The following is a 22,992-nucleotide window of genomic DNA, read 5'->3' on the forward strand; positions in this document are numbered from 1 at the left end:
CAACCGGCTGACGAGAAGACTCATAGCCATCGAACAACGCTCCCAGCGTTTGCGCCTGCCCGCACAGAACGCGCGAATTTACCAAATGGTTCCCCGCCGAAAAAGCCAGCGATGCTGTCCGTCCCGCCCGCAGCGTCCCGCGCTGGGCGCCTCATGGTTAAAGATATGTAAAAACAACGCGTTGAAGAGTCCTTAAATAAATTAGCCGAACGTGCGCGCATGGCGCGTGGAGTTCGTTTGTATCTCGTCGGCTCCGTCGTCCTCGTTTCGCTGGCAGGTTGCGGTCGCGGTTTCTTCCAGGCCGAGCGTGAACCCTGGCGGGCCGAGGCCGAAGTCGCCTGCCTGAAATCCGGCGCGGTAAAGGAAGGCCCGGATCTCGTGCGCATCGACCCGATCTCGGGTCCCGGCGTGTGCGGTGCGCAATTCCCGCTCAAGGTCGCGGCACTCGGTGAGGGCAGCCAGAGCTTTGGCTTTGCCGACGACCTGCGGCCGCCGGCCGATATCGGCTCCGGCCGCAATCAGCCGCGCTGGCCGATCACGCGGCAGCCGGCGCCGCCGTCACAGGCGCCTTATTATTCAAACTCGCCCCCGAGCCAGCCGAGCTATGGCGCGCCGTCGAACGGACCGATCTCGCTGAACGCCCCCGGCGTCGCGCCGCAGCAGGATGAGATCGATTTGCCGGCGGAAGGCACGCCGGAGCCGCCCGGCCGCTCGCCCTATGGCGCGCAGCAGGGCTATCCGCAGCGCGACCATACGTCCGCGCCATATTCACAGCCGCTGCCGCGGCTCGGGCCCGAGCGTGGCAATCCCGTTACCGCGGTTGGTCCGGTCGCGCTGAAGCCGACCGCGACGCTCGCCTGTCCGATCGTCTCGGCGCTCGACCGCTGGCTTGCCGATTCCGTGCAGCCGGCAGCCATGCGCTGGTTCGGCGCGCGCGTGGTCGAGATCAAACAGATCTCCGCCTATTCCTGCCGCGGCATGAACGGCAATCCGAGTGCACATATTTCCGAGCACGCCTTCGGCAACGCGCTCGACATTGCCGGCTTCACGCTCGCCGACGGCCGCCGCATCTCGGTGAAGGACGGCTGGCGCGGGCTGCCGGAAGAGCAGGGGTTCTTGCGCGACGTCCAGGGCGCGGCCTGCCAGCAGTTCAACACCGTGCTGGCGCCGGGCTCCAACCGCTTCCATTACGATCACATTCACGTTGACCTGATGCGCCGGGCCAGCCGCCGCGTCATCTGCGAGCCCGCCGCCGTCTCCGGCGAAGAGATCGCCGCACGGGCCAATTCGCGCAATCCCTATGCCTCGCGCGACCCCTACGTCACGGGCTCGCTCGGCGGCAAGAAGTCGTCCTGGTTCAGCCGCAAGGCCAAGGTCAACGAAGAAGACGAATTCACCGACGAGTAGCGGCCGACCGACCGACTTGAATCGCCAAGATATCATCTCTATAATATACATTACGAATAGTATATCATGGAGGTCGCGATGCTGGTTTCGAAGTGGGGCAATAGCCTCGCTGTGCGGCTCCCCAAGACCCTGGTCGATCAGCTTGGACTAAAGGAGGGTGACGAGTTGAACATTGTCGCCGCCAAGGACGGCGTCCTTGAGGTCGAAAGCGCGGAAGCTCAACGGCAGCGCGCCCTTGATCGGCTTGCCAAGCTCAATTGGACCTTGCCCAAAGGCTACAAATTCGATCGCGACGAGGCCAATGAACGATGAAGGCGTTCTTCGATACGAATGTCCTCGTCTACGTCGTTACCTCCGATCCACGAAAGCAAAAGGCGCAGCGTGTCCTGAGCGCGGGCGGGATCGTCAGCGTTCAGGTGCTGAACGAATTCGCAAATGTCGCTCACCGAAAGCTTGGTCACGCCTGGGACGAGGTGGAATTCGCCTTGAACCAGTTCAGGGCATTCTTTGAGGAGGTTTCACCGTTGACGCTTGATACGCATGCGTCGGCATTGGTCATCGCCCGGGATCACCGCCTGTCTTTCTATGACGCGCTGGTCATCGCCTCCGCGCTCGAGGCCGGCTGTGACATCCTCTACAGCGAGGATATGCAGGACGGGCGCATGTTCGGTACGCTGGCGATCCGCAACCCGTTCTGATCGAGCAGTTCTCCCGGAATTGAACACCGTTGGTTGTTTGGCCGGCCTCTGACGCCGTGCAGGCGATCAATACAGGATATGCAATGGCGCGCGGAGACAATTTGCGCGGCCTGAGGCATGGCGTCGCTTGTCCAAGACGGCAAGGACGCGATAAACGACAATAAAGGCCGGCGAAGGCTGCATCATATCGGGGAGGCGACATGGAGGTGACGCGCAGTTTGAAGCGGCGATCGCCATGGCTCACGCGCAGCGTCAGCTCGCTCGCGGGGGCTGCGATGTTCGTCGCACCGCTGCTGGCGCTGGTCGCGATCTGGGCCATCGTCGTCCCGCTGTTCGATATCAATCCGCGCGTCTTTCCCTCCGTCGGCGCGGTCGGTGCTGCCGCGATGGATTCCATCCGCGACGGCACGCTGCTTGCGCATGTCGGCGCCAGCCTGCTGCGCGTCGGCCTTGGTACGCTGATCGGCATCATCACCGCCGTGCCGCTCGGGATCGCAATGGGCGTGAGCCCGACGGTTGCAGCGTTCCTGACGCCCTTGTTTCGCTTCTTCTCCGTGCTCGCCGGCATCGCCTGGATTCCGATCGCGACGCTCTGGTTCGGCTATGGCTTCGGCGCCATCGTCTTCGTGATCTTCAATGCCGTGTTCTTCGTCGTCGCCTACAACACGCTGCTCGGCGTCAAGACCATCCCGCACACGCTGCGCAACGCCGCGAGCTCGCTTGGCGCCGGCCGCTGGGCGTTGCTGACCGAGGTACTGTTGCCCGGCGCGTTGCCGAACATCGTCACCGGCGTCCGCACCGGGCTCGGCTTTGCCTGGCGCGGCCTGATCGCGGCCGAGATGATCGCGACCAATGTCGGGCTCGGCTACATGCTGTTCGTCGCCCGCGATTTCTACCGCACCGAGGTCATCGTGTTCGGCATGATCGTAATCGGCGTGCTGTGGCTCCTGATCGATCGTCTGCTGCTGGTCCCGCTGGAGCGGGCGACCATCGAGCGCTGGGGAATGGTGAGGCGCGCATGAATGTTCTGCTGCAGTTCTGGAGCGGCTACGCTCGAATGACCCGACGCTGGCCGGCGCTCGCGGCCATCGTTCCATTCATTCCGGTGGTCGCGCTGTGGAGCGCGGTTGCCGCCGCCGGCATCTTCCCGCGCGCGTTCTTCCCCGGTCCGGTCGATGTCGTGAACTCGTTCTTTACGCTGATCTACAAGGGCATCCTGCCCGATTATCTCGGCGACAGCCTGATCCGCCTGTTCACCGGCGCCGCCGTCGGCATGGCGCTCGGGATTCCGCTCGGCGTGTTGATCGGCACCAGCCGCTGGGCCCATCGCGTCTGCTGGCCGATCCTCCTGTTCTTCCAGGCGATCGGCGACATCGCCTGGCTGCCGATCCTTTTGATCTGGTTCGGCTTCGGGCTCACGACGATGACCTTCGTGATCGTCTACACCGTGCTGTTCCCGGTGGTGCTCAATGCCGTGCTCGGCGTCGAATCCGTGCCGCGCGATCTCGCGCGCGCCGCCCGCAGCCTGGGGGCCTCGCCGGCGCGCGTGCTCTGGGAGGTGACGCTGCCGGGCGCGCTGCCCAACATCATCACGGGCTTGCGCAACGGCCTCGGCTATGGCTGGCGCGCCCTGATCGCGGTGGAGATGATCGTCGGCACCAGCGGCATCGGCTTCATGATGTTCGATGCGCGCCGCGCCGGCTCCACCGTCGAGATCCTGCTCGGCATGATCATTCTCGGACTGCTCTGGTACATTGTGGATGCCTGGATCCTCGCGCCGCTCGAGCGCGCGACCGGCCAGCGTTGGGGATTGGTGACGTCATGAAGACGCTCTCGCTCAAGAATCTCGCAAAGACCTATTTCGATCCTTACGCCGGCTCGCATGTGAATGCCGTCCACGATGTCTCGATCGATGTCGAGCAGGGCGAGTTCGTCTCGGTGGTCGGCCCGTCCGGCTGCGGCAAGACCACCATCCTCAACATGATCGCGGGCTTCATTCCCTATACCGGCGGCGAGATCCTGCTCGATGGCAAGCCGGTCAGGGGGCCGGGCCCCGAGCGCGGCGTCGTGTTCCAGTCGTTCGCGCTGTTTCCCTGGAAAACCGTGCTCGACAATGTCGGCTTCGGCCCCAAGATGCGCGGCGTGCCGAAGGCGGAGCGCGACCGCATCGCGCGCGAATATCTCGCGCTCGCCGGCCTCTCCCATGCGGCGCACCGTTATCCCAACGAACTGTCCGGCGGCATGCAGCAGCGCGTCGGCGTGGTGCGCGCGCTCGCCAACAATCCGGATGTGCTGCTGATGGACGAGCCCTTCGCCAGCGTCGATGCGCAGACGCGCATGACCTTGCAGGAGGAGCTGACGCGGATCTGGCAGGAGCGCAAGCCGACCGTGCTGTTCATCACCCATGACGTGGCGGAGGCCGTGTTCCTTGCCAATCGCGTCGTCGTGCTCTCGAAGGGACGCGTCCTCGACCAGATCGAGATCGACCTGCCGCGCCCGCGGGTGTGGGACGATCTGGTCAAGGACGACAGATTCAAGCAGCTCTCCGCGCGCGTGCTGCAGATGGTGCGCGCCGCATGAGCCTCGTCGCGCAAGCCTTGCGCTCGACCAAGGGCCGCATCGTGCTCGGCGTCGTCGCCGCCTGGGCCGGCTTTCAGCTTTGGCTGAGCCTGGCCGCGCCCGGCAAGATCTCGCCCGATCTCGCCGGTACGTCCGAGAAGGTCAACGTGCAGATCGAGCTGCCGTTCACGCCCGAGCGTTTCCATGTGCTCGCGTTCCAAAAATACGGACGGGTCTCGGGCACCGACGAGCATTCCATCGAACTACGTGGCGTCAAACGAACGGACCTCAACGCCGTCGCCCGGCCGTACTGGGTGACGGCGGTGGGGCCGATAAAACCGGGAGGGTAGGACAATGAAACGATTATTGCTGCTCGCGATCGCGTTCGCGCTGGCGTGGACACCGTCGGACGCGCAGACACTGGCCAAGCTCAAGGCCGGCATGGTCACCGGCATCGACCAGATCGGACTGCCGATCGCGCTCGAGCGCGGCTTCTTCGAGAAATACGGCCTCGACGTCACCATCGCGCGGCCCTACGCCACCGGCGTCGATGCGCTCAACGCGCTGCAGGCAGGCGAGAGCGAGATCGTGCAGGTGGGCGTTCCCATGATCGGCGCGGTGCTGCGCGGCATGGATCTGGTTGCGCTCGGCAATTACAGCGGCAACGCCACCAAGGCCGGCTCCGATGCGACCATGGCGATCATCGCGCGCGAAGGCTCCGGCATCACCAAGGACAACCTTGCGAGCCTCAAGGGCAAGAAGATCGCGGCGTCCTTCGGCACCATCAACCACCTCTATATCCTCGCCATCCTGGAGAAGGCCGGGCTCAAGCCGGAGGAGGTCACGCTGGTGAACACGCCGCCGCCGGACATGACGGTCGCGCTGCTCGCCAAGGGCATCGATGCCTTCTCCGGTTGGGATCCGTGGCCGATCGTGGCGGGCAAGGATGTGCCGGGTGCAGTCGAGATCGTCCGCGGCGGCGACGTGATTTCCTATCTCGGCTTCAATGTCGCGCTGCGCCCGTGGGTGCAGGCCAATGGCGAGACCATCGAGAAATTCCTCGCTGCGGTCTCCGAAGCCGATCAGTGGATGCGCAAGAACCCGAAGCAGGCGGCGCAGGTCGCGACCCGCTGGATTCCCGGCCTCAAGCAGGAAATCGCCGAAGCCGCGATGCAGTTCAACATCCAGCAGGCGGACCGCCGTCTCTCGGCGAACAATTATCGCGCGCTCTACAGCGCCGAAGATCGCCTGTCGCGCCTCGGCATCATCAAGTCGACCTTCGACGTCAACAAGCATATCGAGCCGAAATACATCCTGAAGGTGATGAGGGATCACCCCGAACTGTTCTCCGACCTGCCGCCAATTCCGGAGCAGGCGGCGATCGGTCCGAACTACACGTTCAGTCCGTGAGGCATCTCCGATGTCATTCCGGGCTTGATGCTATCGCATCACCCCGGAATGACAGGACATGAGAAATCTGTCTGTTTGTTCATATTCGGGAAAAACATGCAACACGGCGCGGTTCCACCGGAACGATGGCTCGATCGGGCGGGTTAGCCTTCCTCTAACGAGGAGGAAACCATGTATCTCAAGTCAGCTATCACAGCGGCTCTGCTGGTGCTCGCCGTTCCGGCGTTTGCCCAAACCAATCAGGGCGCCTCGGGCAAGTCGCCGGGCCACCAGATGCAGGACTCGACCAAGTCGACGGCACCGGGTGCGTCCGAATATGCACCCGGCCAGAAGATGCAGAACGCGAAAAAGTCGACCGCACCAGGCGCCTCCGAATATGCGCCGGGACACAAGAGCACGACCGGCAGCAACACCAAGCGCTAGAGCGTTTTCGAGCGAAGTGGATACCGGTTCGCGTGAAGGAAACGCGTCAAAACAAGAATCTAGAGCTTCGGTTCTGATTCAATCAGAACCGAAAATGCTCTAGTACACAGGATGAGCGGCTCGGAATACTGGCCGAGCCTGCTCCATGGAGTGCGGCCGATCGCGCGCGCGACGCGCGGTCGGAGCCCAGGCCCAACCCCAAGCCTCAGCCCAAGCCGCGACAGCCATGCTGTCGGAATCCTATCCAGTGCCAGCCCTTGAGCGGACCGCCGCGCTCGTTCAGTTGGATAGCAACTTCCGTTTAACCCAGCCGTTGCGAGTGAAACGACGCCGACTTCCGGCGCGTGGCGAGGTGGCGGAGCCTGTCGATGGGACGCTTGTGGCGGGTGCTGAAGGCGGCCGTATCAGGGTTCCTGGCGAACGATGCCTTGAGCCGCGGTGCGGCCATTGCATTCTATGCCGCCACTTCCCTTGCGCCGATTCTCTTGATCGTCGTGGCGATAGTGGGTCTCGCATTCGGTCAGGATGCTGCGCGTGAGGCCATCAGTTCAGAGCTGGGTAACCTGGTCGGTCCCTCCGGTGCCGACTTCATCAAGTCGATACTGGCAAGATCGACCGATCCGGGTTCCGGGACGACCGCGACCGCTATCGGCATTCTGACTATTCTGATAACCGCCTCCGGCGTTTTCGGCGAAATGCACACCGGGCTGAACAACACGTTCAAGGCCAAGCCGGTCGATGCGCCGTTCTTTTCCCTGATCCGCACCCGCGCCGCCAGCCTCGGCCTGGTGGCGGCATTGGGGTTCATGCTCATCGTATCTCTTGCCGCAAGCGCCGCCCTGTCGACCCTTGGTCACTGGTTTGAAGGTATGTTTGCCGCCAAAGTCTTGCTTGCCGCCCTGAACGTCGCCGTCTCGCTTGGTATCTTCACCGCGCTGTTCGCGTCGATTTACAAGGTCCTCCCGGACGCGACGATCCCCTGGCGCGAACTTGCGCTGGGCGCTTTTGTCACAGCCGCGCTGTTCACCATCGGCAAGTCGCTGATAGGAATATATCTCGGTCGCGCGGCACCCAGCTCTCCCTACGGCGCGGCGGGCGCGCTGATCGTCCTGATGTTCTGGACCTACTATTCCGCTCAGATCTTTCTGTTTGGCGCCGAGCTCACCAAGGCCATTGCCGACGATCGGAGGGCGGCGCCGTCTGATGCCTCCGAGGAACGATTCAAAACAGCGTGAGTTTTTCGCAGCGACAAAGGAGAGGGTAACCACTGCGATGACACGGTCCGTTGAAGAATTACGACTGGAGTCCGAGCGTACCCGTGCAGAGCTGACCACCACGGTCGATCGGCTGAGACAGACAATCACTGATACCGCTGAAGACATTCGTTACAAGGTTTCGCCGCAACACATCAGGTCGGAAGTATCCGGCTTTGTCAGCGACAAGGCTCAGAGTTGGGTCGAAACGCTGAAGCAGCAGGCCATGGAGAACCCGCTCCGGACGGTGGCCGCCGCCACCCTCGTTGCGGTGCCGGTGCTCCGCCTCGCAAGGGGCTTGCCCCTGCCGCTCCTGATGATGGGGGCCGGGCTTGCCCTGACCTCCAAGGGTGCGCGTGATCGCACCGCGGAGATGATGGAGCCGGTTTTGGAAAGCGCCAGAGGGGCAACGGGCGAGGTCGCTGACCGCGCGCGCTCGGTCGGCGGCGCTGTCGCGGACGCGACCTCCTCGAGCCAGCGCCAGGCGGCCGACCTGGGGGGCGACGCGCAAGATGCCATCGGGGGCGTCACTGACAAATTCAGGAGCGGCATGGATGCCGCGTCGGAGCTGGCGAAGGAGTCCATGGAGCGCGTCCGCACCGCCGCGAACGAGGCTGCAAAGGCTCCAGCGGCGGCGCGTCAGGCAATCGGTGACAATGCTGCCCTGATCGGAACCCTGGGAATTGCAATCGGCGCCATCATCGCTGCGGCTCTGCCGGAAACGAAAGCTGAGGCCGCCGTCATGGGCCAGGCAAGTGACGATGTGAAGCGCGCCGCGGGTGAGGCGGCCCATTCCGGATTTGAAGCCGCCAAGGATGCCGCCTTTGCCGCGGCCGATGCTGCTGGTGGCAGCGCTGCCGATCTGGGTGAACACGCCAGCCGCGTGACCCAGGGAATGGCCGAAACCCTGAAGGAGGTCGCAGACGACGTCGTGACGACGGCGTTCGAACCTTCGCCGAAGCCAAACACCTGAAAGAGGCCGCTATGAGCGATCCACACGTTTCTACCCCCACGGGTTCTTCCGAGAACCGAGCCACGAACGAGAGCTTGAAAGACCAGGCAGCCGATGCTGGCACCGAGATGAAGCAGCGGGCAGGCGACGCCTTCCGCGCTTCAGCGGACGTCGCGCGCGACAAGTTCAAGGAGGCGGCTGATTCAGCGAAAGAGGTTGTTGGCGGCACCGCGGAACGCGTCCAGGAGCAGGCCCGTGGGCAACAGCGCGCGGGAGCGGACTTCATGGGGCGGTTCGCCGACCACATCCGTGAGGCCGCTCGTGCCTTCGAGGCCGATACGCCGTTCGCTGCGCGAGGCATCAACTCAGCAGCCGATTACGTCGATGAGACCGCGGATAAGATTCGCAATGGAAGCTTCGGCGATCTGGTCGACAGTGCGACAGATTTCGCCAGGCGGCGACCGACCGCTTTTCTTGGCATTTCGGTACTCGCCGGCTTTGCGGCAGTCCGCTTCCTCAAGGCGTCCGGTGACCGGTCTTCGTCCGCCCGATGGGAAGGCACGGCTCGTCAGACCTCGTCTAGGTCTGATGAATCCTGGAACCGGCCCTCTGCACGGCCGCCCCGCAATTGGGATGAAGCGATATCCTCGAAACCTGGCGGCATGTCATGAGTATTCAAGGCGATCTCCGAGGCACTCAAAACGATCTCAGGGCGATATCAGGCCTGATGGGCGATGCGCTCTCGCAATTCGCCAAGCTGTTCCAGAACGAAGTCGATCTCGCCAAGGCTGAACTTGGCGAGAAGGTGCAGCATGTCGGGCTCGCGATCGGCTTCATCGCAGGAGGTGCCATCCTGGTGATGCCGGCAATCGTGCTGGCTCTGATGGCATTGGCGGCGGCATTGATCGCGGCCGGATGGTCGCAGCCCGTGTCATATCTGCTCTCGGCGTTTCTGGCAGCGGTTATCGCCGCTGTCCTGTTCGCGGTCGGCATCAATCGGCTCGCTCCGCGTCGTTTGGCGCCGCGGGAGACGATGCGCCAGCTCGAACGAGACAAGGACGCTGTGAAGGGAATGGTGCGATGAGTGAGACACGACCAGGTTTCATCGACAGCTTGAGGTCGGCAGCACGCGAAAACCCCCTGGCTGCCGCTCTCGTCGGAGGCGGGGCTCTCTGGCTGTTGATGGGTGATGACCGGCTGAAAAAAGCCGTCGCTTCGGTAACCGCGACGGCCTCACCAGCCGCGGGGACGGCGGCCCGCAAAGTGCGGGGTGCAGCATCTGTATTCGAGCACACCGCACCACCCACCGCGCCCGAGATGGATAACGAAACGATGTCCGGGCTCAATCGCAGACACCAAGAGGGAGCGAGCACAGCGGCCGAGGCCGTGTCAGGAAGCGCCGACATGGTAAAACATCGCTTCGACGAAGGCGTCGACTATGCGCGAGATAATCTGGACAAGTTTCGCGCGGCGCTTCCTGGGAAGGAGGCAATCGACCGCGCGCAGTCATCACTATCCGACCTGCTTGAGAGGCAGCCGCTGGTGCTGGGGGCTGTCGGTGTCGCGATCGGCGCCGCTGTTGCGGGCGCGCTGCGGACGTCCGACGCTGAGAACACATGGCTCGGTGAACTCAGCGACACCGTCAAATCGGATTTGGAGACCCGAGCTGATGCGGTATCGCAAAGCGTCCGCGAAGCCGCTGATACCGTCAAGTCCGACCTCAATGAGGCTGGTGCCGAAACCGTTGAGCGGCTGAAGGAGGTCGGTCGAAGCGCGGTGGACGCTGCTCATGAAACGGTGAAGACGCGCTAGGCCGCGGACTCATTAGAGCGTGATGACTTTTCTTCGAATCGTCATCCCGCTCCAGCTCTCTGTTTGAGCATGATCTTTTCGGAAAACCGGTCTCCACTTTTCCGGATCATGCTCTAGCGTGCAGCCATAGCCTGATTGACGCAAGCTGAACGAAGGCGAGGGAGTTGGCGGCAAGCCTGTCGTAGCGCGTCGCCACGCGACGACATTGTTTGATCCTGTTGAAGAACCGCTCGACCCGGTTGCGAGCGCGGTAGAGATACGGGCTGAAGCAGATCGGATTGCTGCGATTGCTCTTCGGCGGGATGTTGGCCCATGCGCACGGCGGTCTGGCCGCGCGCAACGCTCCTGGCCCAGCCCCGCTGCAGCGCTTGCGGGCGGAAGCGGACATCAACCAACCGACAATCCGCGCCGAACCGTCGAAAATGAACCCAAAGCGGACCTCCGCTCGTTCGGCAGATGAGGGGCTGCCTTCCAAAAGCTGGAACTGCTTGATAACGTCCTCTGATTGCATCAATTGCCGAGCCGACCCTTGTCCTTAAAGGTCACACTTTCCGCTCTTGATCTGATCGGCCGCACGCCCCTGATCGCCCTCGACCGCATCCACAATGGACCCGGTCGCCTGCTTGCGAAGGCCGAGTTCATGCAACCCGGCGGCAGCGTCAAAGATCGCGCAGCTAGAGCCATTGTACTCGCCGCGCGCGAGGATGGGCGGTTGGCCCCAGGAGCCTCCGTCGTGGAGATGACCAGCGGCAACATGGGAGCCGGCCTCGCGGTGGCATGCGCGGCATTGGGACATCCACTCGTGGTCACCATGTCGGCTGGGAACAGCCCACAGCGTGCGCGGATGCTCGAGGCGCTCGGTGCCGAGGTCGTGCTGGTGCCTCAGGTGGACGGAGCACCAGGGCAAGTGACCGGGGCTGATGTGAACGCAGCGGCAGATGCAGCGCAGCGCATTGCGACGGAGCGGCGCGGCTATTACGTCGATCAGTTCCACGCTTCGGAGGGTGTGCAGGCCCATCGGGAGACGACCGGCCCCGAAATTTGGGAGCAGTCCTCTGGGCGGGTCGATGCTTGGGTCGCTGCAGTGGGCACGGGTGCGACATTCCTCGGAGTGGCTGCGGCTCTGCGAGAGCGCAATCCCCGCGTGATCTGCGCCGCCGTCGAGCCAGAAGGCTGTCAGCCTCTTGCAGGTCTGCCGATCACTCGACACCGCCACCTCATCCAGGGCACCAGCTATGGCAGCGTGCCCCCGCACTGGATTGGCAGTCAAATGGACCTGTCCATTCCCGTGACCGATGAGGAAGTCGAGCGGTGGCGTCGGCTACTTGCGACAAAGGAAGGTTTACATGTGGGTTACTCGGCCGCTGCAAACGTGTGTGCGACCGTTGCGCTTTTGTCGTCTGGGCGGTTAGCAGCCGACGCGAATGCGGTAACAGTGCTCTGCGACACGGGGATGAAATACTGAGCCCGCAGTGGGGGGTGGCCCTTCGCGACATATAGCGTTGCCGCATGGCCTCGGTCGGTAACCGAGCAAAGAGGACCTAGTCTTCGTCGCATCAGGCCGCGGGGTTTATGGGTACACGGCCTAGAGCGTTTTCGAGCGAAGTGGATACCGGTTCGCGTGAAGAAAACGCCTCAAAACAAGAATCTAGAGCTTCGGTTCTGATTCAATCAGAACCGAAAATGCTCTAGTAGAAAATCTTCTATCGCCGGTGCGACGACTTGAGCCCCGTGTGGCGCGGGTAAAGCGAGCCGTTTTGAAACGCGTTCAATAGCCGGCTTGGTGGCCGCCCTCTGCATCACCGTTCGTGCGACGCGACAAGCCGTTTGGCCTCGGGCGAGTTGGTTCTTGACGTCTGTGCAACCGGATTGATGGTATCAATTTCCACGGTGCTGCGTTCGAGCAAGAGCTGGCTCCCGATCAGCATCACGGCCGCGCATACCAGCGCAAACATTGCGCTTACCAGATCCCGGAATTCGTTCATCTCCTTGCCCCCCTCTTCGCGGATGCTGAGAACGTCTGATCCCGGATTTTGGTTCCTCGCCAATTCATCGCGGGTGAGGCTCTTTGTGCTCGACTGCGCGCAAGACCGCCCCGGCCGTGCAGACGACTGAGGATGCGCGGGTCCTACGCATGATGATGAAAATACAAGCGGCTTCTGGCTTTCCAGACCTCTTGCGCGTTACGTGACGCAAACCAATTTTATCTCCGCCGGGCCTGAGAGGCAGTTTCGCGAAATTTCAAGTGCTGCCTGGCGGCTCGACGCAGACTGCGAAACGGAGGAAAGGAAGGATGAAAATCGCGCAGATTGCTCCGCTATTCGAAAGCGTGCCGCCAAGGCTTTATGGCGGGACAGAGCGAGTGGTCTCGTATCTGACTGAAGAACTGGTCAGGCAGGGCCATGAGGTGACCCTGTTTGCAAGTGGAGACTCCATCACATCGGCAGAGCTCGTGGCCTGCGCGCCCCGGGCATTGCGTCTCGACCCGGATGTTCGTGATCCCGTCCCGCATATCATGGTGATGCTCGACAAGGTGCGCGAGCGGGCCGACGATTTCGACATCCTGCACTTCCATATCGACTATATGCACTTTCCGCTGTTCCGGGGCGACGCCGCCCGCAGCCTGACGACGCTGCATGGCAGGCAGGATCTTCAGGATCACATGCCGCTCTATCTCCGCTTTCCGGACATGCCGCTGGTCTCGATCTCGAATGCGCAGCGGGCGCCATTGCCGAGGGCGACCTTTGCCGGCACAGTCCATCATGGCCTGCCCCTTGATCTGCACAAGCCGACCTTCGCTCCAAAGGGCGGCTATCTGGCTTTCCTCGGTCGCATCTCGCCGGAGAAGCGGCCGGACCGCGCCATCGAAATCGCGCGCAGGTCCGGCCTGCCGCTGAAGATCGCCGCCAAGGTTGACAAGGTGGACGCAGCCTATTTCCGCGACGTGATCGCGCCGATGATCGATGGAAAGCAGATCGAGTATATCGGCGAGATCAACGAGGCTTCAAAGGGCGAATTTCTGGGGCAGGCGGCCGCGTTGCTGTTTCCGATCGATTGGCCGGAGCCCTTTGGGCTCGTGATGATCGAGGCCATGGCTTGCGGCACGCCGGTGCTTGCCTTCCGCTGCGGCTCGGTGCCCGAGATCATCGAGGACGGCCTGACGGGCCGCATTGTCTCGAGCATTGACGAGGCGGTTGCCGCCCTTCCCGCGGTGTTGGCACTCGATCGCAAGGCCGTTCGCGCCCGCTTCGAGGAGCGCTTCTCCTCGGCGCAGATGGCGATGCAGTATCTGAAGATCTATCAGAAGCTGCGCAAGCCGGCGGCGCCAAAGGTTCATGCGTCCGCTGTCGCGGCGCGCGCCGTCGTCAGCAACGGGCACACGCGAGAGACGGCAATGAGCTCCATTCAGCGCGAACTCTCCTGAGGCGCGCGGATCACCCCGCGCCGCGACCGCAATCGTCGTTGCGAGCGCAGGCGGAGCAATCCATGCCTCGATTTGCGGCGCTATGCTCCGCTCGGCTCGCAACGACAATTTCGATGCAGTGAGTGCGACAAAACAACCCGACGGGCAAATCAGGCCAAAAGTCTGTCCAGACCTTCGCGCAAAAATAAATCACTTAACCCGTCGGGCAAATCAGCATTATGACTCCGCGCGTCTCACGCGGATGAGGGGCGGCTCGCGATCGTCACGAACGTTGCGGTGAGATGCGGTGGACGCGGCTGTTGCGAACGACGAACGCAACATTCGCGGACGGCGAAGTCGTGTGGTTCTGGCGCCCCGACGCTGGCGCTAAGTTCGTAGAGATAGTCTGCGGGCGACGGTGGCAAGAAAGCCCGGTCACCGGGAAGAGCGCGAAGTAAGCCTGTAAACCATCGCGCAGGGAAAGCCGGAGTTGCTTCGGTTGACCTGTGGTCCTACCCCCGTGCTTTTTGTTGCACGGGGCCCACGGGTGCAACCGGCACCCGGCTTTCCCTGCGCCCTCTGTATGACGAGAGGGCGAAACGAGACGCAAAGCTCGGACGCAACGCGCCGCGAGGATGCGGACCCACACCCTCTCGCTGCTTGACATTTGAATGGTGATCTCCCCGCGCCGTCCCAGGCTTGCGTGAAGCCCTTGGGCGTAGCCGGGACCCCGGGATCCATAGCTAGAGCATGATCCGGAAAAGTGGAAACCGGTTTTCCGAAAAGATCATGCTCAAACAAAGAGATGAGATCATGATGTGCGAAGCTGTAACTGCTTGCTCGCGTCACACATCTGCCTGCGGCTACGGGTAGGTACGGGAATCTACGCCTTCTTCCGATATGCGGCCAAAAACACCCGCGTTGCGCTGTCGACGACGGTGGCGATCTGGTCAGGCGAGGGAGAGGGCTTGGCCTGGAAGATGAAAGCCTGAAACAGCGTCGCCTGGCACATCTGCATGAATTGCCAGGCGGCGAGCTCGAAATTGTCGATCACGAGTTCGCCGTGCGCGGCGCGCGCTTCGAGATAGGTCGCAAAGCGCCTGACGTTGTTCGCGATCACCTGTTCGTAGAACCGGCTGCCGACCTCAGGCATCCGCTCGGCGATCGCCATCACCGTGCGGATCGCCGAGCCACCGCCGGGGCGGCACAACAGCGCGATATAGGCGCGCCCGAATTCGGGCAGCGTGGTATCGACGTCGCGGGCCGGATCGAAGTTGAAAGCGGTCTTGCTCTGCTCGATCTTCTCTTCTTCGACGATCGCTTCGAACAGCCGGCATTTGTCGTCGAAATAGACATAGAGCGTGCCCTTGGAGACCCCGGCGGCGCGGGCGATCTCGCCCATGCTGGCGCCGTCGAAACCCAATTCCAGGAATACCTTGCGGGCGCCGTCGAGGATCTGCCGGCGCTTGGAGGAGTCCTCCTCGGCAGTGATCTGAAGAAGGGATGTACCGACTGCAACCATTGGTTTAGCCTCTCGGAGAACATTTCAATCCGGGGTACTGTCCGGAAGCGATTTTCTCCTTAGGGTTCCTCCAAAGCAAGGTAACTTGACCGAACCGTTCGGTCAATGATAGATGTAAAGACACGATGCCGCACCGGCCGCTAGGCTCGCTTGCGTCGTGACGGGGAAGTGAGGAGTCCGGCCATGGCCGCGGCGAGAGATCAGGCTGCACGCATCGTTCGCTCCGAGCCGGAGGCGATCGAGGGCAACGCTACGCGCGACTCATCTGTTCAGCCGGCAGAGCAGCTTCGCGGCCCTTCTCCCGAAGAAGCCAAGCGCCAGCCTGCCGAAACACCAGCCGCGCCTGCGCCGGAGCAGCCGGCGCCGGCGCAAACCGCTGCCGCCGCGCCAAAACCCGCCAAGCGCAAATTCGTCATGATGGGCGTGCTCGGCCTGCTCGCACTCGCCGCCATCGGCTATGGCGTCTACTGGTTCGTGGCCGGACGCTTCTATATCTCGACCGACGACGCTTATGTCCGCGCCAACAATACCATGCTCGGCGCGCGCGTCTCAGGGCATCTGGCGGCGATCCTGCCCGCCGACAACGCGATCGTTCGCGCCGGCGAGGTGATCTTCCGGATCGACGACGGCGACTACCGGATCGCGGTCGACTCAGCGCGCAGCAGGATCGCCACACAGGAGGCGACCATCGAGCGCATCGGCCGCCAGGTCACCGCGCTCGAAAGCGCGGTGGAGCAAGCCCAGGCGCAGCTCGCCTCCGCCGAAGCGAACCTGAAACGCGCCGGACTCGATTTCGATCGCCAGCAGGCGCTGAACACCAAGGGCTTCGCCTCGCGTGCCACCTTCGAAGTGTCCGAGGCGAGCCGCGATCAGGGCGTCGCCGCGGTGAAGTCGGCGCAGGCCGCCTATGACGCCGCGCGCGATAATGTCGAGGTGACCAAGGCGCAGCAGAACGAGGCCCGCGCCACGCTCGCGGAATTGCAGACCCAGCTCGCCAAGGCCGCGCGCGACCTCGATTTCGCCACGGTGCGCGCTCCGGTGGACGGCACCTTCTCCAACCGCCTCGTCAATGTCGGCGACTTCATCCAGGCCGGCCAGCGGCTCGGCAACGTCGTGCCGCTCGACGACGTCTTCATCGACGCCAACTATAAAGAGACCCAGCTCAAGCGCATCCGTCCCGGCCAGCCGGTGACGATCTCCGTCGACGCCTACGGCCACCGCAAGTTCAAGGGCGTAGTCGACAGCATTTCGCCGGCCGCGGGCTCGGTGTTCACGCTGCTGCCGCCGGACAACGCGACCGGCAATTTCACCAAGATCGTGCAGCGGTTGCCGGTCCGGATCCGTGTGCCGAAGAGCGTCGCGCGGCAGAATCTGCTGCGCGCCGGCATGTCGGTCTACACGACCGTGGATACCCGCGAGGGCGCCGCGGACGCGGACAACGATGCCGATCTCGACGAACCGATGAAGATCCATCCGCAGTGATGCTTTGAGCCTGGAGGAAGATCCGGGCGCAGGTGAGCAGACATGGCCGACGCCACCACCGCTTCGCCGAACATGATGAATGCCGCGGCGGCTCCTGAGGAGCGCATCGAGCCGAAGCGGGTGGTCGCCTTCGTCATCATGGTGTTCGGGATGTTCATGTCGATCCTGGACATCCAGATCGTCTCGGCCTCGCTCGCTGACATCCAGGCTGGCCTCTCGGCAAGCACGAGCGAAGTGGCCTGGGTGCAGACGGCCTATCTGATCGCCGAGGTCATCGCGATTCCCTTGTCCGGCTTCCTGTCGCGCGCGCTCGGCACGCGGCTGTTGTTTGCGATCTCCGCCTTCGGCTTCACCGTCTCGAGCTTCCTGTGCGGTTTTGCCTCGTCGATCGAGCAGATGATTCTCTGGCGCGCGCTGCAGGGATTCCTGGGCGCGGGCATGATCCCGACCGTGTTCGCCTCGGCCTACACGATCTTTCCGCGCTCGAAATTCCACATCGTCGCGCCGATCATTGGCCTCGTCGCAACGCTGGCGCCGACCGTGGGTCCGACGGTCGGCGGCTACATCACGGACCTGATGTCGTGGCACTGGCTGTTCTTCATCAACATCGTGCCCGGCATCGGCATCACGCTTGGCGTGCTGGCGCTGATCGATTTCGACCAGCCGAATTTCGCATTGCTCGAGCGCTTCGACTGGTGGGGCCTGTTGTTCATGGCCGGCTTCCTCGGCTCGCTGGAATATGTGCTGGAGGAGGGGCCTCAATATGAATGGCTGCAGGACACGTCGGTTGCGATCTTCGCCGCGGTCTGCTTCGTCTCCGCGATCGCCTTCTTCTGGCGCGTATTCACGGTCGACGAGCCGATCGTCGATCTCAGGACCTTCGGCAACCGCAATTTCGCGATCGGCTGCGTGCTGCAGTTCTGCATCGGCATCGGCCTCTACGGCCTGACCTATATCTATCCGCGTTATCTGGCGGAGGTCCGCGGCTATAGCGCGCTGATGATCGGCGAGACCATGTTCGTCTCCGGCATCACGATGTTCCTGATGGCCCCGGTGGTCGGCAAGCTGATGCAGAAAGTCGATCTGCGTTACATCATCGCCTTCGGCCTTGTCGTCTTCGCGCTCGGGTCCTGGCAGATGACCTGGATCACCCGCGACTATGACTTCTACGAACTCTTGGTGCCGCAAATCCTGCGCGGCATCGGCATGATGTGCGCGATGGTGCCGACCAACAATATCGCGCTCGGCACCCTGGCGCCGCATCTGGTCAAGAACGCCTCCGGCCTGTTCAACCTGATGCGGAACCTCGGCGGCGCGGTGGGATTGGCCATCATCAACCAGGTGCTGAACGACCGCACCGACCTGCACATCTCGCGTCTGCACGATCGCGTGCATTGGGGCAATGCGACGGCGGTCGAGACGCTGAACATGTTCACCCAGCGCATGCAGGGCATGGGCGATTCCGCACTGATGGCGCTGAAGCAATTGTCGCAGATCGTGCATCGCCAGGCCGCGGTGATGGGCTATGGCGACGCCTTCTTCATGCTGACCGTGTTCTATGTCGGGCTCAGTCTTCTCGTACTTCTGCTGAACAAGCCGTCGGTGGTAGCGCCGGGCGGTGGCGGACATTAGTTGTTTGTTTTGCGCATGATCTTTTCGGAAAACCGGTCTCCACTTTTTCGGATCATGCTCCAGGCGCTCACGGCTTTGTCATCTTGCAAATCAGGCGCGGCGCATTTATAAGCAACGCATTGTCGCTCGAACCGGGGAGATTTGCATGATTTCGGCTTATTCGCAGATCGCGCGCCCCTGTCCGATGTTCGTGCTGGCTGTGTGGCCGCGCCGTTGACCGCCAGCGTTGATCGGGACTGACGTCCCGCTCCTTCAAGCTTTCCAACACCTTACCGATCATTCAACGACGACCGTGTCGCGCGCTTTTGCGCCGTCGCGCGTCAATTCAGATGGAGCCGGCCTGCGCGGCGAGCGCGGCCGGATTGCGCCATGACCATTTCGACCAGCAAACGTCCCGCCGCGATCCGCATCGTGCTGCCGTTTGCCTTCCGCCACTGGCTGAAGCAGCCCTATCGCGCCACGACCGTATTGGTCGGCTTTCTCGGCGCCACTGTCGCCGACCTCTTCATGCCGGTCTATTCCGGCCATCTGGTCGATGCCCTGACGCTCGGCACCTCGGATGAGGCGGGGCGGCGCGCGGCGATGGTTGCGTTCGGCGGTATCGTGGCGCTCGGGCTGCTTTCGATTGTCCTGCGCTTCGCGGGGCTGCAGGCGATCGTGCCGTTCACGCTGACGACGATGTCGGATGTGGCACGCGAGGCGTTCGCGCGGGTACAGCGGTTCTCGACCGACTGGCACGCCAATTCGTTCGCCGGCTCGACCGTGCGCAAGATCACCCGCGGCATGTGGGCGATCGACCTCCTCAACGACACCGTGCTGATGGCGCTGTTGCCGTCGCTGATGGTGCTGGTCGGTTCGATGATCCTGCTCGGGCTGCACTGGCCCGTGCTCGGCGCCGTGATCGGTGTCGGCGCGGTGATCTATGTTGCAATGACCATCGTGCTCTCGGTGAATTATATTGCGCCGGCCGCGCGCGTCTCCAACGCCTGGGACACCAAGGTCGGCGGCACGCTGGCGGATGCGCTCACCTGCAACGCGGTGGTGAAATCGTTCGGCGCGGAGGCGCGCGAGGACGCGCGGCTCGCCGGCGTCATCAGCCGCTGGCGCAGGCGAGTGCTGCGCACCTGGCTGCGCTACAACGCAACCAACATGGCGCAGCTCGCGGTGCTCTTGTGCTTCCGCGCGTCGGTGATCGGTGGCGCCATCCTGCTGTGGCTCGCCGGCCGCGCCTCGCCGGGTGACGTCGCCTATGTGCTGACGAGCTATTACGTCATCCACGCTTACTTGCGTGACGTCGGCATGCACATCAACAACCTGCAGCGTTCGGTGAACGACATGGAGGAACTCGTCACCATCCACGGCGAGCCGCTCGGCATCGTCGATGCGCCCGACGCAAGGCCGATCGACGTCCAGGGTGGAAGGATCACGTTCGACAACGTCACCTTCCTCTATGGCGGGCATCGCACGCCGCTCTATGATGGGCTATCGATCGACGTCCGTGCCGGCGAGCGTGTCGGCCTGGTCGGCAGATCCGGCTCGGGCAAGACCACGTTCGTGAAGCTGGTGCAGCGGCTCTATGACGTCTCCGGCGGACGGATCCTGATCGACGGCCAGGACATCGCCAAGGCGACGCAGCAGTCGCTGCGCAGCCAGATCGCGATCGTGCAGCAGGAGCCGATCCTGTTCCACCGTTCGCTCGCGGAGAACATCGCCTATGGCCGGCCCGGCGCCAGCATGGCGGCGATCGAACAGGCGGCGCGGCTTGCCAACGCGCACGACTTCATCCTGCGGCTGCCGAAGGGCTATGGCACGCTGGTCGGCGAACGCGGCGTCAAATTGTCGGGCGGCGAGCGGCAGCGCGTCGCGCTGGCGCGTGCGTTCCTCGCCGATGCGCCGATCCTGATCCTGGACGAGGCGACCTCGAGTCTCGACTCGGAATCGGAGGCGCTGATCCAGCAGGCGATGGAACGGCTGATGAAGGACCGCACCTCGATCGTGATCGCGCATCGGCTGTCGACGATACGCGGCATGGACCGCATCCTGGTGTTCGATCGCGGCGAGATCGTCGAGCAGGGCACCCACGCCGCGCTTGCCGCGCGGCCGGGCGGCATCTATCGCAGCCTGTTCGAGCGGCAGGTGACCGAGTTCAGCCGGGTCGCTGCGGCGGAGTAGCCGCCGTCATTCCGGGGCGCGCGTCAGCACGAGCGCTGCGCGTGGCTCCGGAACGACAGGCTTTCGGCCTCGCGTGCGCGCGCTGATCGCGACCGTCGCCACCACTGCGGCGGCGAACAGCACGACCGGCAAGGTGATCGTCTCGCCGTTGAAGAGCGCGGCGAGCACGAAGGTGACGAAGGGCTGCAGCAACTGGACTTGCGACACCCGCGCGATCCCGCCCATCGCCATGCCGGCATTCCAGGCGAAGAAGCCGATCCACTGCGAGAACAGCGCGACATAGAGCAGCCCAAGCCACGGCCTCAGCGAGATGTGCAAGGGATCGGCCGGCATCGTCAGCAGAGCCGCCGGCAGCGCGAACGGCAACGCGATCACCAGCACCCAGCTGATGACCTCCCAGCCTGGCATCTCTGTGGTGAGCCGTCCGGAGAAGGCATAGCCAATAGCTGCCACCGCAACGGAAGCGAACAGGAAGAGGTCGCCCGCCGACAATGTGCCGCCGCCACCGCGCAGCGCGAAGGCGATCACCAGCGCGGCGCCCGCGACGGCGGCGACCCAGAACAAGGGTCGCGGCCGCTCGTGGGTAATGGCGACAGCCACCAGCGCCGTCGCGATCGGCAGCACGCCAAGCACGACGCCACCATGGGAGGCATCAACGCGCTGCATGCCCTCGGCCATCAGCAGCGGAAACAGGATGGCGACGCACAGCATGACCAGCACAAGCTGCGGCCATAGCGCCCGCCGCGGCAGCGGCCGCCGCAGCACAAGCAGCAGCGCGAGCGAGCACAGGCCGGCGATTGCGGTGCGAACCGCGGTCAGGGCAATCGGATCAATTTCCGCAACCGCGAGCCGCGTCGCCGGCAGCGTGCCGCCGAAGATCGCCATGCCGATGAAGCCCAGCAACAGGCCGACACGTTCGCGCGAGGAGGACGAGGACATGAGAGAGGTGGTTACCGGCTTTGCAGCCCTGCGTACAGCAATCTACTCGGTGCATATGGCAGCCATGCGGGCGCTATCTCGGAGCAATTCCGCTGGACACCAGTCCGATGCCGGACAGAAACAACAGCCCGAGCACGATGTTTGCGAAATTCCGGTCGTTCAGCGCATGATAGATTCGCGCGCCGAGCCAGGCGCCGGCCACTGTCGCCGGAAAGGTCACGACCGCGAGCGCGAGGACTTCCCTGGTGACGAAGCCGGCGAACGTCTGCAGCAACAGCGCCGCCGCGAGCACCGTAAAATTGAAGGTCTGGAAAATCCCGCGCCGCTGCTCTTTATTCCAGCCGCGCACGCTGGCCCAAAGAATCGGTAGCGGGCCGGAAAGGCCGGCCAGGCCGCCGAGGATGCCGCCGGCAAATCCGATGGCGCCGTCGAACGGCTTGCCGCCAAACTTGATCGCCATCGGCCTGCGTTGAAAATAAAACGCGGTGGGAAAGATCAACAGCAGCACGCCGATAGTCAGTTTGAAGGTGTTGGGATCGGCATGGGCGATCAGCAGCGTGCCGAGCGGCACGCCGGCGAGGCCGCCGAGCACAAACGGCCAGACCAGCCTGAAATCGATCGAGCGCCAGATCGAGGGCAGGGTCGAGAGCTGGCCGACGACCGAGCATATCAGGACCAGGGGTACGGCAATCGCAGGCGGCGCTACGTAAAGCCAGATGCCCAGCGCCATCAGCGCGGTGCCGAAGCCGGCGAGGCCGGATACAAAACCACCGGCGAGCGCGCCGACAAACAGCAGCGCCAGGGCGAATCCGCCCATCATGGTCTTGTTCTCATTGTCATTGGCCTGACGTCTACACGACGAACCCGGCGGGTACCATCGCAATCCGCTGTTTCGGATCGTTGCGTGACGACGTCATTGGGGTTCGCATCTTCGATGCGCCCCGAAATGACGGCCAAAGCGAAGCTGCCAAAAATGGCGAGGGGTCCGGCGTGTTGCGCCGAACCCCTCATTTCCAAGAACATCAGCCGGCCTGTAAGCCGGGTTCTGTAGGGCACCATTCTCGCGAATGGTACGCGACGGCCATTCCTCTGGGACCATCTTCGCAGATGGCCTCGAGCAACCTACCCGGACGGCGGGGCCTGACATCGCCCTGCGGACGTTATCGCTTTCGCGAACCATCCGCGTTGCCGTCCCTATTCGGTTTTGCTCCCGGTGGGGTTTACCCTGCCGTTTCCGTTGCCGGAAACGCGGTGCGCTCTTACCGCACCTTTTCACCCTTGCTGCCCCTCCCTTCATCCCTCCCGCGCAAGCGGGGGAGGGCAGGGTG

The 22,992-nt window shown here is 63.4% G+C and carries 23 protein-coding genes, 1 other RNA gene and 1 pseudogene; 19 read left to right on the plus strand and 6 right to left on the minus strand.

The window, feature by feature from the left end; all coding sequences use genetic code 11:
• The first annotated feature begins 219 nt into the window (after window positions 1-219).
• From I6F35_RS29555 to I6F35_RS29620, 14 genes are all read left to right on the plus strand, one after another.
• Window positions 220-1,407, plus strand: coding sequence for an extensin family protein (locus I6F35_RS29555; protein ID WP_225121181.1), 1,188 nt, complete (start codon window positions 220-222; stop codon window positions 1,405-1,407).
• A gap of 78 nt (window positions 1,408-1,485) precedes the next feature.
• Window positions 1,486-1,719, plus strand: coding sequence for an AbrB/MazE/SpoVT family DNA-binding domain-containing protein (locus tag I6F35_RS29560; protein WP_225121182.1), 234 nt, complete (start codon window positions 1,486-1,488; stop codon window positions 1,717-1,719).
• Complete coding sequence (locus I6F35_RS29565; protein ID WP_225121183.1) at window positions 1,716-2,105, plus strand: PIN domain-containing protein; 390 nt, start codon at window positions 1,716-1,718, stop codon at window positions 2,103-2,105. The genes I6F35_RS29560 and I6F35_RS29565 overlap by 4 nt, the downstream gene beginning before the upstream one ends.
• 200 nt (window positions 2,106-2,305) lie before the next feature.
• The gene (locus I6F35_RS29570; protein ID WP_225121184.1) at window positions 2,306-3,127 is read left to right on the plus strand and encodes an ABC transporter permease; all 822 of its coding nucleotides are present in this window, start codon (window positions 2,306-2,308) and stop codon (window positions 3,125-3,127) included.
• Window positions 3,124-3,930 (plus strand): ABC transporter permease, encoded by an 807-nt coding sequence (locus tag I6F35_RS29575; RefSeq protein WP_225121185.1) that lies wholly within the window; start codon window positions 3,124-3,126, stop codon window positions 3,928-3,930. The genes I6F35_RS29570 and I6F35_RS29575 overlap by 4 nt, the downstream gene beginning before the upstream one ends.
• A complete protein-coding gene (locus I6F35_RS29580; protein ID WP_225121186.1) occupies window positions 3,927-4,685 on the plus strand; it encodes an ABC transporter ATP-binding protein in 759 nt (252 codons plus the stop codon). The genes I6F35_RS29575 and I6F35_RS29580 overlap by 4 nt, the downstream gene beginning before the upstream one ends.
• A complete protein-coding gene (locus I6F35_RS29585) occupies window positions 4,682-5,014 on the plus strand; it encodes a hypothetical protein (protein ID WP_225121187.1) in 333 nt (110 codons plus the stop codon). Before I6F35_RS29580 ends, I6F35_RS29585 begins: the two co-directional genes overlap by 4 nt.
• 4 nt (window positions 5,015-5,018) lie before the next feature.
• Entirely contained in the window at window positions 5,019-6,074 is a 1,056-nt protein-coding gene (locus tag I6F35_RS29590) for an ABC transporter substrate-binding protein (RefSeq protein ID WP_225121188.1), read from the plus strand.
• 171 nt (window positions 6,075-6,245) lie between these two features.
• Window positions 6,246-6,497, plus strand: coding sequence for a hypothetical protein (locus I6F35_RS29595; protein WP_225121189.1), 252 nt, complete (start codon window positions 6,246-6,248; stop codon window positions 6,495-6,497).
• Between the two features lie 368 nt (window positions 6,498-6,865).
• Window positions 6,866-7,732, plus strand: a complete 867-nt coding sequence (locus tag I6F35_RS29600) for a YihY/virulence factor BrkB family protein (protein WP_225121190.1) — start codon at window positions 6,866-6,868, stop codon at window positions 7,730-7,732.
• 37 nt (window positions 7,733-7,769) lie between these two features.
• The gene (locus tag I6F35_RS29605) at window positions 7,770-8,723 is read left to right on the plus strand and encodes a DUF3618 domain-containing protein (protein WP_225121191.1); all 954 of its coding nucleotides are present in this window, start codon (window positions 7,770-7,772) and stop codon (window positions 8,721-8,723) included.
• Window positions 8,724-8,734: 11 nt separating this feature from the next.
• Window positions 8,735-9,373 carry a hypothetical protein gene (locus I6F35_RS29610; RefSeq protein ID WP_225121192.1) on the plus strand — a complete coding sequence of 213 codons (639 nt, stop codon included), beginning with the start codon at window positions 8,735-8,737 and terminating at the stop codon, window positions 9,371-9,373.
• Window positions 9,370-9,786, plus strand: coding sequence for a phage holin family protein (locus tag I6F35_RS29615; RefSeq protein ID WP_225121193.1), 417 nt, complete (start codon window positions 9,370-9,372; stop codon window positions 9,784-9,786). Before I6F35_RS29610 ends, I6F35_RS29615 begins: the two co-directional genes overlap by 4 nt.
• On the plus strand, window positions 9,783-10,514 hold the full coding sequence (locus tag I6F35_RS29620; RefSeq protein ID WP_225121194.1) for a hypothetical protein: 732 nt from the start codon (window positions 9,783-9,785) through the stop codon (window positions 10,512-10,514). Before I6F35_RS29615 ends, I6F35_RS29620 begins: the two co-directional genes overlap by 4 nt.
• A gap of 106 nt (window positions 10,515-10,620) precedes the next feature.
• Here I6F35_RS29620 and I6F35_RS29625 read toward each other — a convergent pair.
• A pseudogene (locus I6F35_RS29625) lies at window positions 10,621-10,821 on the minus strand (transposase); the annotation flags it as partial.
• Window positions 10,822-11,043: 222 nt separating this feature from the next.
• Here I6F35_RS29625 and I6F35_RS29630 point away from each other — a divergent pair.
• On the plus strand, window positions 11,044-11,979 hold the full coding sequence (locus tag I6F35_RS29630; RefSeq protein WP_225121195.1) for a cysteine synthase family protein: 936 nt from the start codon (window positions 11,044-11,046) through the stop codon (window positions 11,977-11,979).
• Window positions 11,980-12,313: 334 nt separating this feature from the next.
• On the opposite strand, the gene I6F35_RS29635 is transcribed toward I6F35_RS29630, so the two are convergent.
• Window positions 12,314-12,499, minus strand: a complete 186-nt coding sequence (locus I6F35_RS29635) for a hypothetical protein (protein ID WP_225121196.1) — start codon at window positions 12,497-12,499, stop codon at window positions 12,314-12,316.
• A gap of 308 nt (window positions 12,500-12,807) precedes the next feature.
• On the opposite strand from I6F35_RS29635, the gene I6F35_RS29640 reads away from it, so the two are divergent.
• Entirely contained in the window at window positions 12,808-13,938 is a 1,131-nt protein-coding gene (locus tag I6F35_RS29640; RefSeq protein WP_225121197.1) for a glycosyltransferase family 4 protein, read from the plus strand.
• Window positions 13,939-14,800: 862 nt separating this feature from the next.
• Here the strand turns inward: I6F35_RS29640 and I6F35_RS29645 are convergent.
• A complete protein-coding gene (locus I6F35_RS29645; protein WP_225121198.1) occupies window positions 14,801-15,439 on the minus strand; it encodes a TetR/AcrR family transcriptional regulator in 639 nt (212 codons plus the stop codon).
• Between the two features lie 183 nt (window positions 15,440-15,622).
• Here I6F35_RS29645 and I6F35_RS29650 point away from each other — a divergent pair, with 183 nt between their 5' ends.
• The 3 genes from I6F35_RS29650 (at window position 15,623) to I6F35_RS29660 (ending at window position 20,725) form a co-directional block, all read left to right on the plus strand.
• Window positions 15,623-16,921, plus strand: coding sequence for an HlyD family secretion protein (locus tag I6F35_RS29650; RefSeq protein WP_225121199.1), 1,299 nt, complete (start codon window positions 15,623-15,625; stop codon window positions 16,919-16,921).
• A gap of 42 nt (window positions 16,922-16,963) precedes the next feature.
• On the plus strand, window positions 16,964-18,553 hold the full coding sequence (locus tag I6F35_RS29655) for a DHA2 family efflux MFS transporter permease subunit (protein WP_225121200.1): 1,590 nt from the start codon (window positions 16,964-16,966) through the stop codon (window positions 18,551-18,553).
• Between the two features lie 369 nt (window positions 18,554-18,922).
• Window positions 18,923-20,725: an ABC transporter ATP-binding protein gene (locus I6F35_RS29660; RefSeq protein ID WP_225121201.1), complete on the plus strand. Its 1,803-nt coding sequence runs from the start codon at window positions 18,923-18,925 to the stop codon at window positions 20,723-20,725.
• Between the two features lie 6 nt (window positions 20,726-20,731).
• Here I6F35_RS29660 and I6F35_RS29665 read toward each other — a convergent pair whose 3' ends face one another.
• The 3 genes from I6F35_RS29665 to rnpB form a co-directional block, all read right to left on the minus strand.
• Window positions 20,732-21,664, minus strand: coding sequence for a DMT family transporter (locus I6F35_RS29665; RefSeq protein ID WP_225121202.1), 933 nt, complete (start codon window positions 21,662-21,664; stop codon window positions 20,732-20,734).
• Between the two features lie 73 nt (window positions 21,665-21,737).
• A complete protein-coding gene (locus tag I6F35_RS29670; RefSeq protein WP_225121204.1) occupies window positions 21,738-22,481 on the minus strand; it encodes a sulfite exporter TauE/SafE family protein in 744 nt (247 codons plus the stop codon).
• A gap of 201 nt (window positions 22,482-22,682) precedes the next feature.
• Window positions 22,683-22,992, minus strand: an RNA gene (gene rnpB / locus I6F35_RS29675) — RNase P RNA component class A; the annotation flags it as partial.

It is taken from the genome of Bradyrhizobium sp. BRP22 (genome assembly GCF_020194175.1).
Taxonomy (GTDB): Bacteria; Pseudomonadota; Alphaproteobacteria; order Rhizobiales; family Xanthobacteraceae; genus Bradyrhizobium.